Origin of the sequence: Myxococcus sp. MxC21-1 (assembly GCF_032612255.1) — a bacterium.
Classification (GTDB): domain Bacteria; phylum Myxococcota; class Myxococcia; order Myxococcales; family Myxococcaceae; genus Myxococcus; species Myxococcus virescens.
On record NZ_CP123278.1, the window covers coordinates 5,282,387 to 5,298,909 of the forward strand.

At 69.5% G+C, this 16,523-nt stretch carries 17 protein-coding genes and 1 pseudogene; 10 read left to right on the forward strand and 8 right to left on the reverse strand.

The window, feature by feature from the left end; translation table 11 throughout:
• Positions 1–41: 41 nt before the first annotated feature.
• The 3 genes from QEG98_RS23475 to QEG98_RS23485 form a co-directional block, all read right to left on the reverse strand.
• The gene (locus tag QEG98_RS23475; RefSeq protein ID WP_316562891.1) at positions 42–422 is read right to left on the reverse strand and encodes a VOC family protein; all 381 of its coding nucleotides are present in this window, start codon (positions 420–422) and stop codon (positions 42–44) included.
• 167 nt (positions 423–589) lie between these two features.
• Positions 590–1,120, reverse strand: a complete 531-nt coding sequence (locus tag QEG98_RS23480; protein ID WP_090490823.1) for a hypothetical protein — start codon at positions 1,118–1,120, stop codon at positions 590–592.
• A 119-nt stretch (positions 1,121–1,239) separates the two neighbouring features.
• A complete protein-coding gene (locus QEG98_RS23485; protein WP_316562892.1) occupies positions 1,240–1,812 on the reverse strand; it encodes a TMEM165/GDT1 family protein in 573 nt (190 codons plus the stop codon).
• Between the two features lie 381 nt (positions 1,813–2,193).
• Between QEG98_RS23485 and QEG98_RS23490 the strand changes: the two genes are divergently transcribed.
• From QEG98_RS23490 to QEG98_RS23500, 3 genes are all read left to right on the forward strand, one after another.
• Complete coding sequence (locus tag QEG98_RS23490) at positions 2,194–2,451, forward strand: ribbon-helix-helix domain-containing protein (RefSeq protein ID WP_316562893.1); 258 nt, start codon at positions 2,194–2,196, stop codon at positions 2,449–2,451.
• Positions 2,448–2,621, forward strand: coding sequence for a hypothetical protein (locus tag QEG98_RS23495; protein WP_167371110.1), 174 nt, complete (start codon positions 2,448–2,450; stop codon positions 2,619–2,621). Before QEG98_RS23490 ends, QEG98_RS23495 begins: the two co-directional genes overlap by 4 nt.
• Positions 2,622–2,707: 86 nt before the next feature.
• Positions 2,708–3,199 carry a hypothetical protein gene (locus tag QEG98_RS23500; RefSeq protein WP_316562894.1) on the forward strand — a complete coding sequence of 164 codons (492 nt, stop codon included), beginning with the start codon at positions 2,708–2,710 and terminating at the stop codon, positions 3,197–3,199.
• A 46-nt stretch (positions 3,200–3,245) separates the two neighbouring features.
• On the opposite strand, the gene QEG98_RS23505 is transcribed toward QEG98_RS23500, so the two are convergent.
• Genes QEG98_RS23505 through QEG98_RS23515 form a run of 3 tightly spaced genes read right to left on the reverse strand, consistent with a single transcriptional unit; the run spans position 3,246 to position 5,268 of the window.
• Positions 3,246–4,313, reverse strand: a complete 1,068-nt coding sequence (locus QEG98_RS23505) for a lysylphosphatidylglycerol synthase transmembrane domain-containing protein (protein WP_316562895.1) — start codon at positions 4,311–4,313, stop codon at positions 3,246–3,248.
• Between the two features lie 17 nt (positions 4,314–4,330).
• Complete coding sequence (locus tag QEG98_RS23510) at positions 4,331–5,062, reverse strand: tyrosine-protein phosphatase (RefSeq protein WP_316562896.1); 732 nt, start codon at positions 5,060–5,062, stop codon at positions 4,331–4,333.
• Entirely contained in the window at positions 5,059–5,268 is a 210-nt protein-coding gene (locus tag QEG98_RS23515) for a DNA gyrase inhibitor YacG (protein ID WP_020478355.1), read from the reverse strand. Before QEG98_RS23515 ends, QEG98_RS23510 begins: the two co-directional genes overlap by 4 nt.
• An 82-nt stretch (positions 5,269–5,350) precedes the next feature.
• On the opposite strand from QEG98_RS23515, the gene QEG98_RS23520 reads away from it, so the two are divergent.
• From QEG98_RS23520 to QEG98_RS23530, 3 genes are all read left to right on the forward strand, one after another.
• Positions 5,351–6,340 carry an NAD(P)H-quinone oxidoreductase gene (locus tag QEG98_RS23520; protein ID WP_316562897.1) on the forward strand — a complete coding sequence of 330 codons (990 nt, stop codon included), beginning with the start codon at positions 5,351–5,353 and terminating at the stop codon, positions 6,338–6,340.
• A gap of 209 nt (positions 6,341–6,549) precedes the next feature.
• A complete protein-coding gene (locus QEG98_RS23525) occupies positions 6,550–7,587 on the forward strand; it encodes an agmatinase family protein (RefSeq protein ID WP_316562898.1) in 1,038 nt (345 codons plus the stop codon).
• A 56-nt stretch (positions 7,588–7,643) separates the two neighbouring features.
• Positions 7,644–9,026, forward strand: a complete 1,383-nt coding sequence (locus tag QEG98_RS23530; protein WP_316562899.1) for a glycosyltransferase — start codon at positions 7,644–7,646, stop codon at positions 9,024–9,026.
• On the opposite strand, the gene QEG98_RS23535 is transcribed toward QEG98_RS23530, so the two are convergent.
• On the reverse strand, positions 8,973–9,971 hold the full coding sequence (locus QEG98_RS23535) for a response regulator (RefSeq protein ID WP_316562900.1): 999 nt from the start codon (positions 9,969–9,971) through the stop codon (positions 8,973–8,975). The two genes, QEG98_RS23530 and QEG98_RS23535, sit on opposite strands and share 54 nt — an antisense overlap.
• 243 nt (positions 9,972–10,214) lie before the next feature.
• On the opposite strand from QEG98_RS23535, the gene QEG98_RS23540 reads away from it, so the two are divergent.
• The 4 genes and pseudogenes from QEG98_RS23540 to QEG98_RS23555 all read left to right on the forward strand — a co-directional run bounded on the left by QEG98_RS23540 (position 10,215) and on the right by QEG98_RS23555 (position 15,176).
• Positions 10,215–11,561 (forward strand): trypsin-like peptidase domain-containing protein, encoded by a 1,347-nt coding sequence (locus QEG98_RS23540; protein ID WP_090490834.1) that lies wholly within the window; start codon positions 10,215–10,217, stop codon positions 11,559–11,561.
• 68 nt (positions 11,562–11,629) lie between these two features.
• Positions 11,630–12,061, forward strand: a complete 432-nt coding sequence (locus tag QEG98_RS23545) for a hypothetical protein (protein WP_316562901.1) — start codon at positions 11,630–11,632, stop codon at positions 12,059–12,061.
• On the forward strand, positions 11,965–13,833 hold the full coding sequence (locus QEG98_RS23550; RefSeq protein WP_316562902.1) for a PEGA domain-containing protein: 1,869 nt from the start codon (positions 11,965–11,967) through the stop codon (positions 13,831–13,833). The genes QEG98_RS23545 and QEG98_RS23550 overlap by 97 nt, the downstream gene beginning before the upstream one ends.
• 84 nt (positions 13,834–13,917) lie before the next feature.
• A pseudogene (locus tag QEG98_RS23555) lies at positions 13,918–15,176 on the forward strand (saccharopine dehydrogenase family protein).
• Between the two features lie 27 nt (positions 15,177–15,203).
• Here the strand turns inward: QEG98_RS23555 and QEG98_RS23560 are convergent.
• A complete protein-coding gene (locus tag QEG98_RS23560; protein WP_316562903.1) occupies positions 15,204–16,499 on the reverse strand; it encodes a hypothetical protein in 1,296 nt (431 codons plus the stop codon).
• Between the last annotated feature and the right edge of the window lie 24 nt (positions 16,500–16,523).

The window sequence follows — 16,523 nt, forward strand, 5'->3', positions numbered from 1 at the left end:
ACCCCGGCGTCACCTTCACGGTGACACCGGGGTTTTTCTTTTCAGGGCCCCTTCTGCAGCATCCACACGTGGCCGTCCGGGTCCTTGAACGTCCCGGAGTAGCCCCAGGGCTTCTGGCTCGGCTCGGCGGCGATCTCCGCCCCGGCCCCCCTCGCCCGGGCGATGAGCGCCTCGACCTCGGCCTCCGTCTCCAGAGACAGGCTCAGGATGCACTCCGAAACGCCCTGCTCCGCGACCTTGTTGCCCCCCGCCACCCAGCCGAAGCCGCCGGTGGGGATGAGCATCAGGCTGACGCCCGCGTTGAGCGTGAAGTGGACGGGCTCGGGCATCGTGCCCTCCGCCGTCTCGACGACGAGGCGGAAGCCGAGTCCCTCTCGGTAGAAACGAAAGGCCCGCTTCAGGTCCCGCGTCGGCAGACTCACGACGACATGGGGACCGCGCGGTGCCGGATCCTTCGGAGAAGCTTGCGATGCCACGATGACCTCCAGGGATGGGTTCCTGCGAGTGAGACGCCCCACCGCCCCCGGAATCATCGCCTCCCCCCACGAAAAAAGGCCGGGGCTCGACGGCTCCCCGGCCCTGGAACAACTTACTGGCAGTCGCTCAGCGGGAAGACGTAGTCACGGCGCGGCGTCTGGCCGGGGTCCTGGTTGATGGCCGCGACGCTCAGCTCGCTGTAGTTCACCGTCGTGCTGCTGCCGATGACCATCTGCGTCTTCTGCACGCGCGTGGTGGACAGCACCACCTTGCCAATGGTGCCGCTCGGCTCGATGCGGTAGCAGTTCATGATGCGCGGGTCCACCGTCGACCGGCGGCACTGGTTGTACTGCCCCAGAATCTCGCGCTTCGTGTACGTGCAGCGACAATCCCAGGGGTCATACTCCTCGGAGACGTACGCGGCCTCGAAGCCGGTCGCCGTCTGGACGACCTCCAGGTGCGTGCCGCCCTGGAACTCGTCACAGCGCAGTACCACGTCGCCCACGGCGCCCTGCTTCACTTCCGCCGTCTCGGCAACCACCTCGGCCTCGGGCGGCGGGTCCTGCGGCTGGGCACCGTTGCAACCCGCGCCCATGAGGGCGCTCATCAGAATCATCGCGGAGAAACGAATGGGGGAACGCATTCCAGCTCCTGAAGAAAGGTCCGGGTCATCCCAGACCTCTCACATGGGAGCTTTTCCCGTGATGAAGCGCAATACACTTCTCCGTCACATCGCCCCATTCGCACTGCGCGTCCCAGCCGTCAGGACATCCGGAGCGCCGTCCACAGCGACAGGGCGCCGAAGATGAAGAAGAGGCTGGCGGCGGCCCACCGCACCCAGTTCATCTGCACCCGCCCGGCGAGCCGGTCCCCCAGGAACACAGCCAGGCCGTCCGACAGCATCATCCCGGCCGTGGTGCCCAGCGTCACCGTGATGGGCGCCTGATAACGCGCGGCCACGGCCATGGTGGCCAGCTGCGTCTTGTCCCCCATCTCCGCGAGGAAGAAGAGCACCACCGTGGTGAGGAAGGCGCCGAAGCGCGGCGGCTTGCCGCCATCTTCATCCAGCGTGTCCGGCTTGAGCGTCCACAAACCGAAGCCGATGAAGAGCACCGCCAGGAGCAGCGCCATCCACTTCGCCGGCACGTGCGTGGACACCCAGCTGCCCACGCTGGACGCCAGCGCGTGATTGGCGACGGTAGCGACGAAGATGCCCGCCAGCACATGCCACGGCTTGCGAAACCGCGTGGCCAGGGAGAACGCGAGCAACTGCGTCTTGTCCCCCATCTCACTGGCGGCCACCAACACGAACGAACCCACGAGCGCTTCCAACATGACGACTCCCTCGCAACCACAGGGCCGGGGTTCAGATTCGTGGGAGACGCCAGGGCAGCACGCGCGCACGACGGACCTCGGCCAGGAAGAAACGACAATCCCTGTCCGAAGGTCTCGTTCGTCTCGCGAACATCACGAGGTGGGGGCCCGGGCCGTTTCCAGCCAGTGTGTCGAGCTTCCCGCCGCCAGCGCCGCTGGCGTGAACTACTCCCCTAAGGCAAGCGGCGAAGTAGCAGCGCGATACCGCCCTGTCAACGCGAGCTGCGGCACGGCTCGAGCCCCTGGCCCCCGGCGCATTTTTTGACGGCGTGCCCGTCCGCCCGCCTAATGCCGCGGACAGGCAGGTAGCGGCCTGTAGCAGCCACGCCCGGAGGAAGTCCGATGCAGGATGGAAGCGCCAGTCCCCTGAGCCCCGAGGCTCCGTCGTCCCCGGCGGCCACGGAAGTGTCTGTCGACGTCCGAGGCCCGGATGCCGACATCGTCTCCACCCACGTCCTGGTCCCCGAGGAGCAGGTCCAGAAGCTGCGCGAGCTGGCGCGGCGGACCCGCATCCACCAGAGCGAGTACCTGCGCGAGGCCGTGGAAGACCTGCTCGGCAAGTACGGCCGCGGCGCGCCCAAGGAGGAAGGCCAGTCATGAGGTCTGCCGCCGTCGCGCCCCGCGCATCCCTTCCTCGCACGCGTGAGCTGATGCCCGCTTCAATGCTGCGCGACGCCGACGCGGCCCGACTGCTTCGCACCCGACTGGACTCCGAGCGGCCGGCCTCGATTCGCGAGGCCATCGTCCGCTGGTTGGATCAGGAACTCTGACACGATGCGTCCGGCCCCCACCTGGAGGCCGGACGTGACGCCGAGGTAGGCTCCGCGATTCCTTTTCGGAAGGAGCCCCACACCCCATGCGTCTCCCGATTGTCAGCGCCGCACTCGCGCTCGCCGCCGCCGGCTGTGCCACCTCCGGCTTCGACAAGCTCTACCCGGGCATGTCGTCCCATCAGGTCGTCGATGCCATGGGCTCAGGGCCCACGCGCGCGCAGGAGTTCCCGGACAGCTCCACCGCCTGGTACTACGGCGAGGACCGCTGCGTGCTGATGCGCGACGACAAGCTCGTCGCCAAGGCCACGACCGAGGACTCCACCACCATCACCACCCCGGTCGTCTCCGTGCGCGACAGCGCGAAGGCCCTGTGCGCGCCAGAGGGCTACGCCTCCTCGGAGAAGCGGGAGCAGGTCATCGACACGCCGTTCGGCACCCTCAAGGGCAACATCGACCCGAAGGCCGCCATGGAGAAGGTGAAGGGCGTGGTGACGGGCAAGAGCGGTGACACCACCCCCGCGAAGACGGAAGCCGCTCCCGCGGAGACGGGGCAGGCGTCGTCGCCCACCCCGTAGGAAGCCGCATCGACACGGCCCCCGGGGCCGGGAGGCGGCCCCCGCGTCAGGCGGAAGGTGCCGCCGCCTCGCCGTCCTTGTCGTCCAGCTTGCCGGCAATGTCCTTGAACGACAGGTGCCCCATGGACAGCAGGATGAGGCCCAGGCCCACCTGCTGCACCGTCTGGCTCAGCCACATGACGTTGGCGTAGGCCAGCCCGCTGGCATTCACCGCGGCGGCCGGAAGGAAGAGGCTCAGGCCCACCTTCGTGGCCGCCTGGAAGGTGCCCATCATCCCCGGCGCCGCCGGAATCATCAGCCCCACCACCAGCACGCCCAGCACGACGTAGGCCTGGAACAGCGTCAGGTCCATGGGCTCGCAGACGGTGCCGGGCGCCGCGCCCGAGCAGTCGAAGGCGTTGGCCAGCATGGACATCCCCGCGCCATTCACGCCCCAGTACAGCGCCGTGTAGAGGAAGAAGAGCGCGACCTGCCGCCCCTTCGGCAACTGCCGCATGGCGCCCACGAAGGTGTCAACGATGTCCGCCACCTTGTCCGCCACCTGCGGCGCCAGCCGACCCACCGTGGCGCGCACCAGATTCACCGTGCGCTGCTGCTGCCAGAGGCCGAAGAGGAGGAACGCCAGACCGCCGCCGAACACCGCGAACATCAGCCACGAGCCCAGCTTGACGTAGCGAATCTCCGGCGTCTCCGTGGGCACGAAGAAGAGCAGCGCCCGCAACATCGCCGCCACGAAGAGGCCGTCCACGATGCGCTCCAGCACCACGGACGTCATGGCCGCGCTGCGGCGGATGCCACTGCGCTGCGCGATGAGGAAGGGCCGCGCGAACTCGCCCAAGCGGAAGGGCAGCACCAGCAGCATCATGAAACCGATGCCGGACGCCTCATTCAGCTTTCGGAACGGGACCTCCTCCAGGCCCGACAGAAGGCAGCCCCAGCGCAAGGTGCGGAAGACGTGGATGGCCAACAGGCAGCCGAAGTACGGCACCAGCCACGCGTAGTTGGCCGACTTCAGGCTGGCCAGCTGCGTCGCCCAGTCCGTGTCCCGGAAGGCCCACCACATGAAGAGGAAGGTGACCAGGAGGCTGGCCAGGAGTTTGACGGCACGTTTCACAGCGGCCGGGTATACCGTCAGTCCGGGTCGGACTCCAGTGACTCTCCGGCCAACAAAATCGCGGGATTGTCCCTCATGAGACGGGCGAAGCTCGCCTCCCCTACCCTGCTCCGCAGCTCCGCCAGCGAGCGGCCCACCCAGTCCCGGGCCCCCACGGGCCCATGCAGGTCCGTGGCGCCCACCGCATAGAGCCCGTCGTCCAGGAAGGCGCGCGACAGCTTCTTAGCCGTGCCGCCATAGCGGCCGATGAGCGCACCGATGTCCAGTTGCAACAATGCCCCAGCTCGCACGGCCTCCGCGGCGCGACCCTTCCGCTCGAACTCCAGGCAGCGCTCGGGATGCGCCAGCAGCGGCACCACGCCCTTGGTGCGGATGCGGAAGAGGATGTCCGGCAGCGCGGGGACGGGCGCGGTGTAGGGCAGCTCCACGAGCACGTAGCGGCCCGGGCCCAACTTTCGGGCCTGGGGCGTGCTGAGGCCTCGCAGGAAGGCATCGTCGAGCACGTTCTCCGCGTTGCGTCCCAACGCCAGCGGGATGCGCTCGCGCTCCAGGGCCTCCGCCAGCTCCGCACGGCGCACGTCCACCACCTCCACGGGGGCGTATTCGGGGCGCGCGTGTGGACTGGGGGCGACGGTGGAGAAGCCAAGGTCGACCAGCGCGCGCGCCATCTCCAGCGCGTCGTCCAGCGTGCGTGCCCCATCATCCACACCGGGCAGCAAATGGCAGTGCAGGTCGACGAAGCCGCTCATGCGTCGCCGTGCTGGCGTGCCGGGTGGCTGTCGGCAGGCAGCTCGTCTTCCTGCTCATCCGCCTGCCGGTCGGGGACGCGGTACTCCTCGCCGAGCCACCGGCCGAGGTCCACGGCGCGACAGCGCTTGGAACAGAAGGGAAAGGCAGCGTTCTCCCCGCGCGGGGGAACGGGCTTCTGGCAGATGGGACACGTCAGGGTGCTCATGATGGACGGTGTTCTAGATAAGCGTTGACGCTCTCGCGAGCCAGGATGTTTCGTGCCCGCCATTCCATGGGAGGCGCCTGCCATGAAGGTCCTTCGCATCACCCGTCCTGGAGGCCCCGAGGTCCTCGCCGAGGAAGAACGTCCCGAGCCCGTCCCAGGTCCAGGGGAGATTCTGGTCCGGGTGCGGGCGTCCGCGCTCAACCGGGCGGACCTTCTGCAGCTTCGTGGTCACTACCCCGCCCCGCCGGACGTGGCACCGGACATTCCAGGCCTGGAGTACGCGGGCGAGGTGGTGGCCGTGGGCCCGCGCGCACGGCGCTTCCAGCCCGGCGACCGCGTCATGGGACTGGTGGGCGGAGGCGCGTGGTCGGACCTGCTCGTCACCCACGAGCGAGAGGCGATGCCCATTCCCGACGGCATGGACTTCACCGACGCGGCGGCCATTCCGGAGGCGTACCTCACCGCGTTCGACGCGCTGGTGCTCCAGGGCGAGCTCAAGCCCGGCGAGACGGTGCTCGTCCACGCGGTGGCCAGTGGCGTGGGCTCGGCGGCGGCGCTCATCTGCCGTGCCATGGGCGCGCGCGTGGTGGGCACCGGCCGCAACGCGGCGAAGCTGACCCGCGCGGCCGACTGGGGCGTGGCTCGCACGGTGCTGTGTGACGCCAAGCCGCCGCGCTTCGCGGACGCGGTGCGCGAGGAGACAGGCGGCCGGGGCGCGGACCTGTGCCTGGACCTGGTGGGCGGCAGCTACGTGCCGGAGACGCTGAACGCCCTGGCGCCCCGGGGGCGGCTGATGCTGGTGGGGCTGGTGGCGGGCGCGGCCACCGAGGTGAACCTGGGCACGGTGCTGACGAAGCGGCTGCGTATCACCGGCACCGTGCTGCGCAGCCGTCCGCTGGAAGAGAAGATCGCGCTGGCGCAGAGCGCGGAGCGGCATCTGTTGCCGCTGTTCCGCACAGGGGCGCTGCGGCCCGTGATAGACGCGGTGGTGCCGCGCGCGGACATCCGGCAGGCGCTGGAACGCATGGCCGGCAATGACTCGGTGGGCAAGCTGGTGGTGCGGTGGGCGTGATCCGCATCGCGCACTGAAGGAACGGATTCGATGACGGAGCAGCAGCTGCTTCTACAACGACTACAGCCTGGACGTCCGGGGCGTGCTGACGGCGGACCGGCTGGTGATTGAGAAACATCAGGTGCTGGCCGGACGTTTCGACGTCAAGGAACGCATCGAGAAGTAACAGACCATTGCGCCCCGACACCGGGCCTTTATCCTGCGCCGCCATGGCTACCCACTTCGACCCCAGCGCCGCCGCCCAGCCGGACTCCGGCGTGTTCGGCCTCCCCCACTCCCCGGAAGAGGCGCACGTCGTCCTCATCCCCGTTCCCTTCGAGGCCACCACCAGTTACGGCGGTGGCACGTCCGAGGGGCCGACCGCCGTCCTGGAAGCCAGCCGGCAGGTCGACCTCTTCGACGTGGAGACGGGTCGTCCCTACGAGCGTGGCATCGCCATGCTCCCCGAGCCCCAGGAGCTGCGCGACTGGAACACCCGCGCCAAGGAGCGCGCCCAGGTCGTCATCGAGGCCGGTGGCATCCACTCCGGCGAGGCCGCGCTGATTCAGGCTGCGCAGGACGTGAATGTCCTCTGCGACCAGATGAACGAGCACGTCTACCGCACCACCAAGCACTGGTTGGACCAGGGCAAGCGCGTGGCCGCGGTGGGCGGTGACCACTCCATCTCCTACGGCATCATCCGCGCGCACGCGGAGAAGTACCCCGGCATGGGCGTGCTGCACCTGGACGCGCACGCCGACCTGCGCGTGGCCTACGAGGGCTTCACCTGGTCCCACGCGTCCATCATGTACAACGTCGCGGAGCGCATCCCCGGCGTGAAGACGCTGGTCCAGGTGGGCCTGCGCGACATGAGCGCGGAGGAGTACCAGTACATCGCGGACTCCAACGGCCGCGTGCACGGCTTCTTCGACGCCACCCTCCAGAACAAGCGCTTCGACGGCGTGCCCTGGAACCGGCAGGTGGATGAAATGGTCGCCCTGCTCCCGAAGCAGATCTACCTGTCCTTCGACATCGACGGGCTGGACCCCGTGCTCTGCCCCCACACGGGCACCCCGGTGCCCGGCGGACTGTCCTTCGCCGAGGCCGTGGCCCTCATCGCCGGCGTGGTCCGCTCCGGGCGCACCATCGTGGGCTTCGACCTCACCGAGGTGGCCCCCGACCCCGATGGCGGAGAGTGGGACGGCAACGTCGGCGCCCGGCTTCTGTACAAAATGATTGGCTGGATGCTGAAGTCGCAGCAGGCCTGACGTCTCGTCACGCGAAGCGCCCCTGGAGGCTTCGGGCCACACCGCCAGGAGCCTCCATGTCGACCCTCCTCGTTTGCCCACTGCCCGAGCGTGGGCACATCAATCCCTCGCTCAAGCTCGCCCGGGCCCTCCAGAAGCGGGGCCACCGGATTGTCTTCTGCGGCATCCGGGACACCGAGGCGCTCATCCGCGCGGAGGGGTTCGACTTCGAGTGCCTCTTCGAGCACCTGTTCCCCCTGGGCTTCCAGGATGAGGTCAAGGAACGGGTGAGCCAGTGGAAGGGCCTGAAGCGGGTGCGCTACCTGCTGCAGGTGCTGCGCAAGCAGAACCAGATGTATGAGTCGATACTCCAAGGGGAGCTCGACGCCATCATCACCCGGACGCGGCCGGACCTGGGTCTCACGGATGTCCTCCTCCCGGAGCCGTTCCTCGTCCTCCGCGGCCACCAGGTTCCCACCCTGGTGTTGAACACGAGCATCCCCATGCGGTGGGAGCTCATGACGCCGCCGCCGACCTCCGACGTCATCCCGGATGGCCAGCTCTCCGGCATCATCCGAGGCGCGCTCGACTGGGGGCGCATCCTGTTCGCTTCGAAGATGGAGGATTGGCGAAGCTGGGTCGGACTGGAGCCAGCGGACCTCCGCTACCGGCACGCGTTGGCGCGCAAGTACGGCTATCCGCCCGAGCATCTGGACTTCGCGGGGCGCCTCAGTGGCGAGCACGACCCCATGCTCGTCCTCTGCCCCCGAGAGTTCGTGGAGTTCAGTGGCGTGCGGCTCTCCATCGACGTCCACTACACGGGGCCCTGCATCGACCTGGAGCGCAAGGAGCCCGACTTCCCTTGGGAGCGGCTGAGCCCGGAGCGCCCCCTGGTCCTGTGCTCGCTGGGCACCATGGCCATGCCCCCCGGGCAGGCCCGGCGTTTCCACGAAGCCGTCACCGAGGCCGCCCGGCGGCGGCCCGCGTGGCAGTTCGTGGTGGCCACCAATGCGTGGCGGGAGACGCGCCCTGACCCCGTCCCGAACAATCTCGTGTCCGCGACGCGCGTCCCCCAACTCCAGATGCTGCGCCGCGCGTCCGCCATGGTGACCCATGGCGGCTTCAACAGCGTCAAGGAGTGCATCTACTTCGGCGTGCCCATGGTCGTCCTGCCAGTCCAATACGACCAGCCCGGCATCGCGGCTCGCGTCGTCCACCACGGGCTGGGGCAGCGCGCGGACCTTCGCACGCTGACGCCCGACACCCTGGTTCCGCTGCTCGACGCGGTCGTCGAACAACCGTCGTACCGGCGCGAGCTGGAGTGCATGAAGGCGCGCTTCCAGGCGGCGGAGGATGAGCAGGCCCTGGTGGACGCCATCGAACAGCACCTGCCTGGGACGCGCGCGTCAGGTGCTCCTGGGCAGCATCAGGCTGAACGTGGAGCCCTCGCCGGGTCGTGACTGGACGGACAGCGCGCCCCCTTGCAGGCGCACCAGCTCCGAGGCCACATACAGCTCCGGTCCGCAGACGCCCTTCGCATCCATCCGGAAGGGCGTGAAGAGGTGGGCCAGCGCCTCCGCGGCCAGCCCCGGCCCCGCGTCCTTCACGCGCACCGTGAGCTGCGTCTGGGAGACTTCGAGCGCCACCTCCGCGTCCCCCTGCCGGACCGCGTTCGCCAGCAGCACGTCGAACACCTGCCGGATGCGCGGCGGGTCCACCTGCGCGTGGACTGGCGCCTCGGGTACATCCAGCGTGACGTGCGCGCCATGTGCCGCCACCGCGTCGCGCAGGTGCTGGCCCACGTCCGTGTCGATTCGCTTCAGCGTCGCCTCGCCCGAGGACAGCCACGCCAGCTCGCGCAGGTGACGGCCCACGGTTTCGATGGACTGGAGCTGCGCCGCCAGCGTGTCCAGCGCCGCGCGGTCCACGGAGGGCGTGCATTCCAGCCGGCGAAGCTGCTCGCGGGCCGTTTCGAGCGGGCCCTGGAGCGTCTGCGCCACCCACTGTCCCAGCGCGCCCAAGGGGGACGCCGCGTGCGCCTCCATCCGGGGCTCCGGCGAGGCGGCCAGCGATTTGTGGATGACCGATTCGAAGTCGGTGATTTCAAAGGGCTTGTGGAGGAAGGCGAACGCCTCCGGCGCGCCCTGGGGCAGCACCGCGCTGAGGAGGATGACGGGCACGTCCTTGAGCTGTGCCTCCTGCTTCATCCGGCGGCAGAGTTCCACGCCGCTCAGCCGCGGCATCATGTGGTCCGTCACCACCAGTTGAGGGTGCCGAGCACGCGCCAGGCCGAGCGCCTCCTCGCCATCCCGCGCTCTCAAGACGTCGTGGCCCAGGTCCTCCACGACTTGACTGAGGACCTCCAACACCGCTGGCTCATCGTCCGCGACCAGGACGAGACTCATGCTTCCACTCCCTCGCCTCGGCACGCCGCGACTGCTTGCGCGCCGCCAGGATAACAATCCACTCCCACGGTGTACCGACACCCCGAGAGGACGTGCATCCCAGAGATGCATTCGTTCATGGATGACCGGAGTGGTTTATGAAGAGCGAGACACCGCATCCAGGGAGCCCGGGGAGGCTGCGGCCTTCCCAACAGTCAGAATGTCCTTCGCTCGACAATCCCTGGCGGTGCACGGAGGGTTGGAATGAAGCACGCAGTCATGAGGTGGAGCCTGCTGGTGGTGGCCCTGCTGACCTCGGGCACGGCGAACGCGGACATCGCGCGGCGGCGTGACGCCATCGTCGAGGTCGTGCAAAAGGTCTCCCCCGCCGTCGTCTACATCGGCACCGAGCAGGAGGTGGAGTCGCGCTTCCGGGGTCGCCGTTCTCCCCTGGAGGAGTTCTTCGGTGGCATGGGCGCGGAGCCGGAGCGTCAGAGAATCTCCGGCCTGGGCAGCGGCGCCATCATCGACCCCAGCGGCATCATCGTCACCAATGACCACGTCATCCGGGGCGCGTCCGCCATCCACGTCATCCTGGCGGATGGCCGCTCGTACGAAGCGGAGGTCATCGGCAGCGACGCGGCGAACGACCTGGCGGTGCTCAAGGTCAACGCGAAGGAGCCCCTGCCCATCGCCAAGCTGGGCACCAGCTCCGACCTGATGATTGGCGAGACGGTGGTCGCCATCGGCAGCCCGTTCGGCCTGAGCAAGACGGTGACGGCGGGCGTCGTCTCCGCGGTGGGCCGCACCTTCCGCGCCGACAACCGCGTCTACAACGACTTCGTGCAGACGGACGCCGCCATCAACCCGGGCAACTCGGGCGGCCCGCTGCTCAACGTGGATGGGGAAATCATCGGAATCAACACCGCCATCTTCGGCGGCGGCGCGCAGGGCATCGGCTTCGCGATTCCGGCCGACAAGGTGCGCCGCATCGTCGACGAGCTGACCCGCTTCGGGAAGGTGCGCCCGGCGTGGGTGGGCATCGATACGGCCGACCTGCCGGTCCGCGTCGCCCGGCAGCTCGGGTGGGACCGGGCCTATGGCGCGCTGGTGACGGCGGTGGAGGCGGGGAGTCCAGCCGCGGAGGCTGGCGTGAAGCGCGGGGACGTGGTGGCGGAGCTGGGTGGCTCGCGCATCCAGGACGCCGAGGACTTCGACACCCGCGTTCGCGGCTACCCCGCCCGCTCCGCCTTCCCGGTGGTGCTCTTCCGCGACGGCGGCCTGCGCACCGTCCAGGTGACGCCCGTGGAGTTCCCCGCTCGCATGGTCGAGGGGCTGGCGTGGGAGCGGCTGGGACTCCGCGTGAAGGAGATTCGCGGCGGTCTGGCCGTGTCCGGCGTGCGCCAGGGCTCGGCGGCGGCGGACATCGGGCTGGAGCCCGGAGACATCATCCTCCGTGTGAACAACCAGCCCGTGACGACGAACGACGCCTTCCGGGAGGCCCTGCTCACCGCGCGACGGGGACGTAGCGTGCTGTTGCTCGTGCGGCGGGGGCGCTACGGCTACCACGTGACGCTGCCCTTCGAGCGGGAAGCAGGCTACCGGCTGTAGCTGCCGGGAAAGGGCAACGGGCTCCCCGTATTTCAGGACCCGCGTGACTCGCACTAACATGCGGTGTCATGAGTTCCGTCCGTTACCAATCCCTTGGTCCCCTGCTGGCCGGGGAAGGCTCACGTGCCTTCCTCGGACTCGCCCTGGAGGACGGCGCGTCTCCCCGTCCCGTGGTGCTCATCTGGGCACCGCAAGATGTCGTGCAGAACCCCGAGCTGAAGGCGACCCTGCGTCGCGAGACGGCTCGCGCGCTCGTCTTCGAGCATCCGCACATCCTCCGTGTCCACGCCCTGGCCGAGCAAGATGGCGGACTGGCCCGTGTCACCGAGTTCGCTGACGGCGAGCCCCTGCGTCGCCTGCTGGAGGCCCACCCCGCCTGCCGCCGCACTTCGCGGCGCTCGTCGTGGCGGATGCCGCCGTGGGTCTGCACTACGCGCACGTCGCGGGCAATGACGACGGCACGCCCTTCGTGCACGGTGACGTCCGGCCCGAGACGCTGATGATCTCCTTCGGCGGTCTGACGAAGGTGACGGGCTATGGCGCGCTCGGCGTGGCTCCGCGTGAGCGCGGTGGCAAGCGCGTGAAGAACCGGCGATTGTACAGCGCGCCCGAGCAGCTCCTCGGTGGACGCGAGGCGGTCAACGTCCAGTCCGACGTGTTCCTCCTGGGACTCGTGCTGCACGAGTGCCTCTCCGGGAAGATTCCCTTCAAGGATGCGGCGGACCCGGACAAGGCCGTGCTCACGCGCTCGCTGCCGCCCATGGCGCAGGACGTGCCGCTGAAGTTGGACGCGGTGCTGCGCCGGGCAACGGCGAAGCGGGCCAAGGAGCGGTATCCGACGGCGCTCGCGTTCCGCGAGGCCGTGGTGGAGGCCGTCGGCTCGCTGCCCACGCATGCGGAGTTCTCGGAGTTCCTGTCGAAGTACTTCCCGCCCGAGAGCGAGGCTCGCGCGACGCGGCGGCGGGTGATTGAAACGGGCATCGCCGAGGTGATGCAGAAGGCTGGCATCTCTCCGCCCGCCGTGGCTGAGTTCCTCGCGCGCGGCGCCCTGCCCCCGGGCTTGATGCCCGCGAAGTGGCCGGAGTTGCCGGGACAGTTGCATGCCTCGGGCTCGGCCGATGGTTCGGGTGCGCAGGCTGGGAGTGGCTCGGCGGCCAGTGGCAACGCGCAGGCGGCATCGGCTGCGGGCAGCGCTGGGCAGTCCGGCGCTGGTTCGGCGGGGGCCCAGACGCAGTCCGGTGCGGGTGGCCAGGCGCAGGCCGGTGCACAGGCTCAGTCCGGCGCGGGCGCACAGACTCAGTCCAGTGCAGGTGGCCAGTCACAAGCGGGCGCAAGCGCACAGGCCCACTCCGGCGCGGGAGCACAGCATCCGTCCGGCGCAAGCACTCAGGCCCATTCAGGCTCTAGCGCCCAGGCGCAGTCCGGCGCGGGCGCACAGGCGCAGTCCGGCGCGGGCGCTCCTGCGCAGTCCGGCGCGGGCGCTCCTGCGCAGTCTGGTGCAGGCGCACAGGCGCAGTCCGGCGCGGGCGCACAGCATCAGCCGGGCGCAGGCACTCAGGCGCATCCCGGCGCCACGGGGACGGGGGCATCAGCAGGAACCGCTGTGCCCACCAGCCCGACGAGCACGGGCGCACACGCGGCCCCCACGGCGCCTCCCGCCGCGCAGAAACCGTCGCGCAGTTGGATGGCCTTCGTGAGCGTCGGTCTGGCACTCACGGTGGGCGCGGGGGCCGTCGTGCTCAGCCGGCTGCCGTCCAACATCGAGTCCGAGATCGAGGACGCGGGCGTCACCGACGCCCTGCCCGTCGACGCCGGCGTGACGTTGGATGCGGGCCCCGTGGATGCCGGCATTCCCATGGGCACGCTGGACGTCACCGTGGACCCGCGCGTGGAGGTCTCGATTCCTGGCCAGTACCTGGGCCGCACGCCGGTCTCCGCGGCCGTGCCCGCGGGCCGTCACGTGCTGACGCTCAGCAACCCGGTGCTCGGCATCCAGACGACGCGGGTCATCACCGTGCCGGCGGGTGGCCGTTCGTCGCAGCAGATCTTCCTCAACAAGGGATTCGCGAACGTACGCGCCCCGGAGGGCGCCATTGTCACGGTGGATGGCCGGCTCGTCGGTGCCGCCCCCATCGAGGAACTGGACCTGTACGAAGGCACGCACCAGCTCCTGGTCATCGTGAACAACTCCCGGTGGCAGAAGACGTTCAAGGTGGAGCCGGGCCAGCGCGTCACCTTCGACGTCAACTTCGAGAAGCCCGAAGAGGAGTAACCGGGGTAGCAATCTCCGCGGCGTGAACACTCGTTTCACGCCGCGGTTGCGGTGCCTTCGGGGCGCGACCAGACTCCCGCGCCCATGAACACCTCCGCCACGGAGTTCGACATCATCGCCTGGGGCGCCACTGGCTTCACCGGGCGACTGGTCGCCGAATACCTCGCCAGGACCCAGGACAGCCACCGCGCACGGTGGGCCCTGGCGGGACGCGACCTCGGCAAGCTGGAGAAGGTCCGGCAGGGGCTGGCGGCGATTGCGCCCTCCTTCGCGGAGCTACCGCTGCTCGTCGCGGATGCACGCGACGCCGCGTCGCTGGATGCCCTGGTCCCTCGCACCCGCGTGGTCTGCACCACGGTGGGCCCCTACGCACGTTACGGCAGCGAGCTCGTCGCGGCGTGTGTTCGGGCCGGCGTCAGCTACTGCGACCTGACGGGTGAAGTGCAGTGGATGCGGCGGATGATTGACGCCCACCACGAGCAGGCGCGGCAGAGCGGCGCACGCATCGTCCACACCTGTGGCTTCGACTCGATTCCGTCGGACCTGGGCGTGTTGATGATGCAGGAGCACATGCGGGAGCAACACGGCGGCCACCTGGACGCCGTCCGCCTCTACATGGGTCCCATGCGCGGAGGCGCCAGCGGTGGCACGGCCGCGAGCATGGTGCAGGCGATGGAAGAAGCCTCAACGGACCGCTCGGTTCGGAAGCTCATGGCCCACCCGCATGCGCTGGACCCCACCCCAGGCCGCTGGCGGCCCGAATCCAAGGACGAGTTGGGCGTCCACTACAGCCAGGAGCTGGGCCAGTGGACCGGCCCGTTCTTCATGGCGGCCGTGAACACGCGCGTCGTCCGGCGCAGCAACGCGCTGCTCGGTCACCCGTGGGGAGAGAACTTCCGGTACGCGGAGGTCGCCAGCTACGGCGCCGGGCCCAAGGGCCTGCTTCGCGCCACGGGCGTCACCGTGGGCCTGGGAGGCGTCGTCGCCGCGATGCAGGTGAAGCCCCTGCGCACGCTGCTGGAGAAGAAGGTCCTGCCCGCGCCGGGTGAAGGCCCGTCTCCGGAGGCCCGGGAGAAGGGCTTCTTCGTCGCGCAGCTTCGCGGCGAAGGCACCTCCCCCGCACGGGCAAGCAGGTGCGGCTAAAGGGCAAGGTGGCGGCGCAGGGGGACCCGGGCTACGCGGCCACGTCGCGGATGCTCGCCGAGTCCGCGCTGTGCCTCGCCTTCGACGACAATCCGACCACGGGCGGCGTGCTCACGCCGGCCTCCGCCATGGGCATGCGACTGGTGGAGCGGCTGCGCCGCGCGGGCATGACGTTCCAGGTGGAGGAGCTGTCCACCTGAGCCATTCCGCCGCGAGCGCGCGACGTCCTACGCGCTCTTGCGGCGCCGCATCATCGCCTCGTACGAGCGGCCCACGCTCTGCGAGAGGATGAGCAGCTCGCCTACGTCGGGCGGAGTGAGCTCGTCCGGGCCGTTGTCCACATAGAGCAGGTGCACGACCTTGCCGCGCACCAGCAGCGGGAGGATGACGGCCGTCTTCGGGAACCCGTCCCCCAGCAGCTTGTAGAACACGCCCATGGCCGCATCACGGCGGACGGGCCCGATGTAGTGCGAGCGCGTGTCCCGCACGAGCCGGAAGGTGCTCTGCTCCCGCAGCGGTACGCCGATGCGGCGTACCACCGCGTCGCGAACCCCCACCCCCATGCCGTGCCAGCCCGTCACGAGGCTGCCCTGCACCGACAGCAGCAGGTTCCGCTTCCACTTGCCCAGCGCGAAGCGCAGCACCGTGTGCGCCACGTCCTCGCGGTCCGAGCTGCGCGCCAGCTCCGCCTGCGCTTCCGCGAAGGTCAGCGGCGTCGGCGGCGGCTCCGGTGCGCGCGGCACCTGCACAGGCGGTGGCGTACCGCCCAGCACGGGCGTCGGGGGTGGCACGGGCGGCTGAACCCTCTGCGGTGGGACGACGATGGCCTGAGGTGGCGGCGGCGGAGCCACGGGCACCTGCGGCCGGACAGTCGCGGGCGGAGGCTCGGGCGCGGCCTCCAGCACCTCCACGCCGGTGATGATCTCCTCCTCGCCCATGTCCCCGTCGTAGTCGGCGCCACCGCGCAGGGCGGAGGCGTAGACGGACTGGAACTCCTCCTCGCTCATCAAATCTGGCGGCGTCTCCGCGGCCTTGGCCAGCTCTGCCTGCGAGCCCGCCGAGGGACGCGGCCGCACCGCGTTCATGTCGATGGCGCGCAGCGGCCGGAACGCCTTGCAGTAGCGGCGCAGCAGTTGGTTCATCCGGAACTCGGGGATGACCACCGGCACCACGCGCTTGCCCGTCTTGAAGGCAATCGCGTCCAGCGTCGCGAAGTCGTGCGGGTTCACGACGGCGATGCTCAGCCGCGTCGCGTCCACCCGCATGGGCAGGTACTCCTTGTCGTCCGCATGGTTCGAGGAGACCAGCTCCATCGCCTTGGGGTCCGGGACCATCTCCCCGGACGCGAACGCGCTGTTGTGGACCTTGCCCAGCGACTTCGCCAGGTCCACCTCCGACAGCAGGCCCAACTCCACCAGGTTCGTTCCCAGCCGCCCGCCATGCACCACCTGGGCCTCGAGCGCTTCTTCGAGTCCCTCGGCGGTGACGAGACCATCCTTCAGGAGCTGCTCACCCAGGCGCATGGGGCCGCTTGTAGCCGTGCCCCG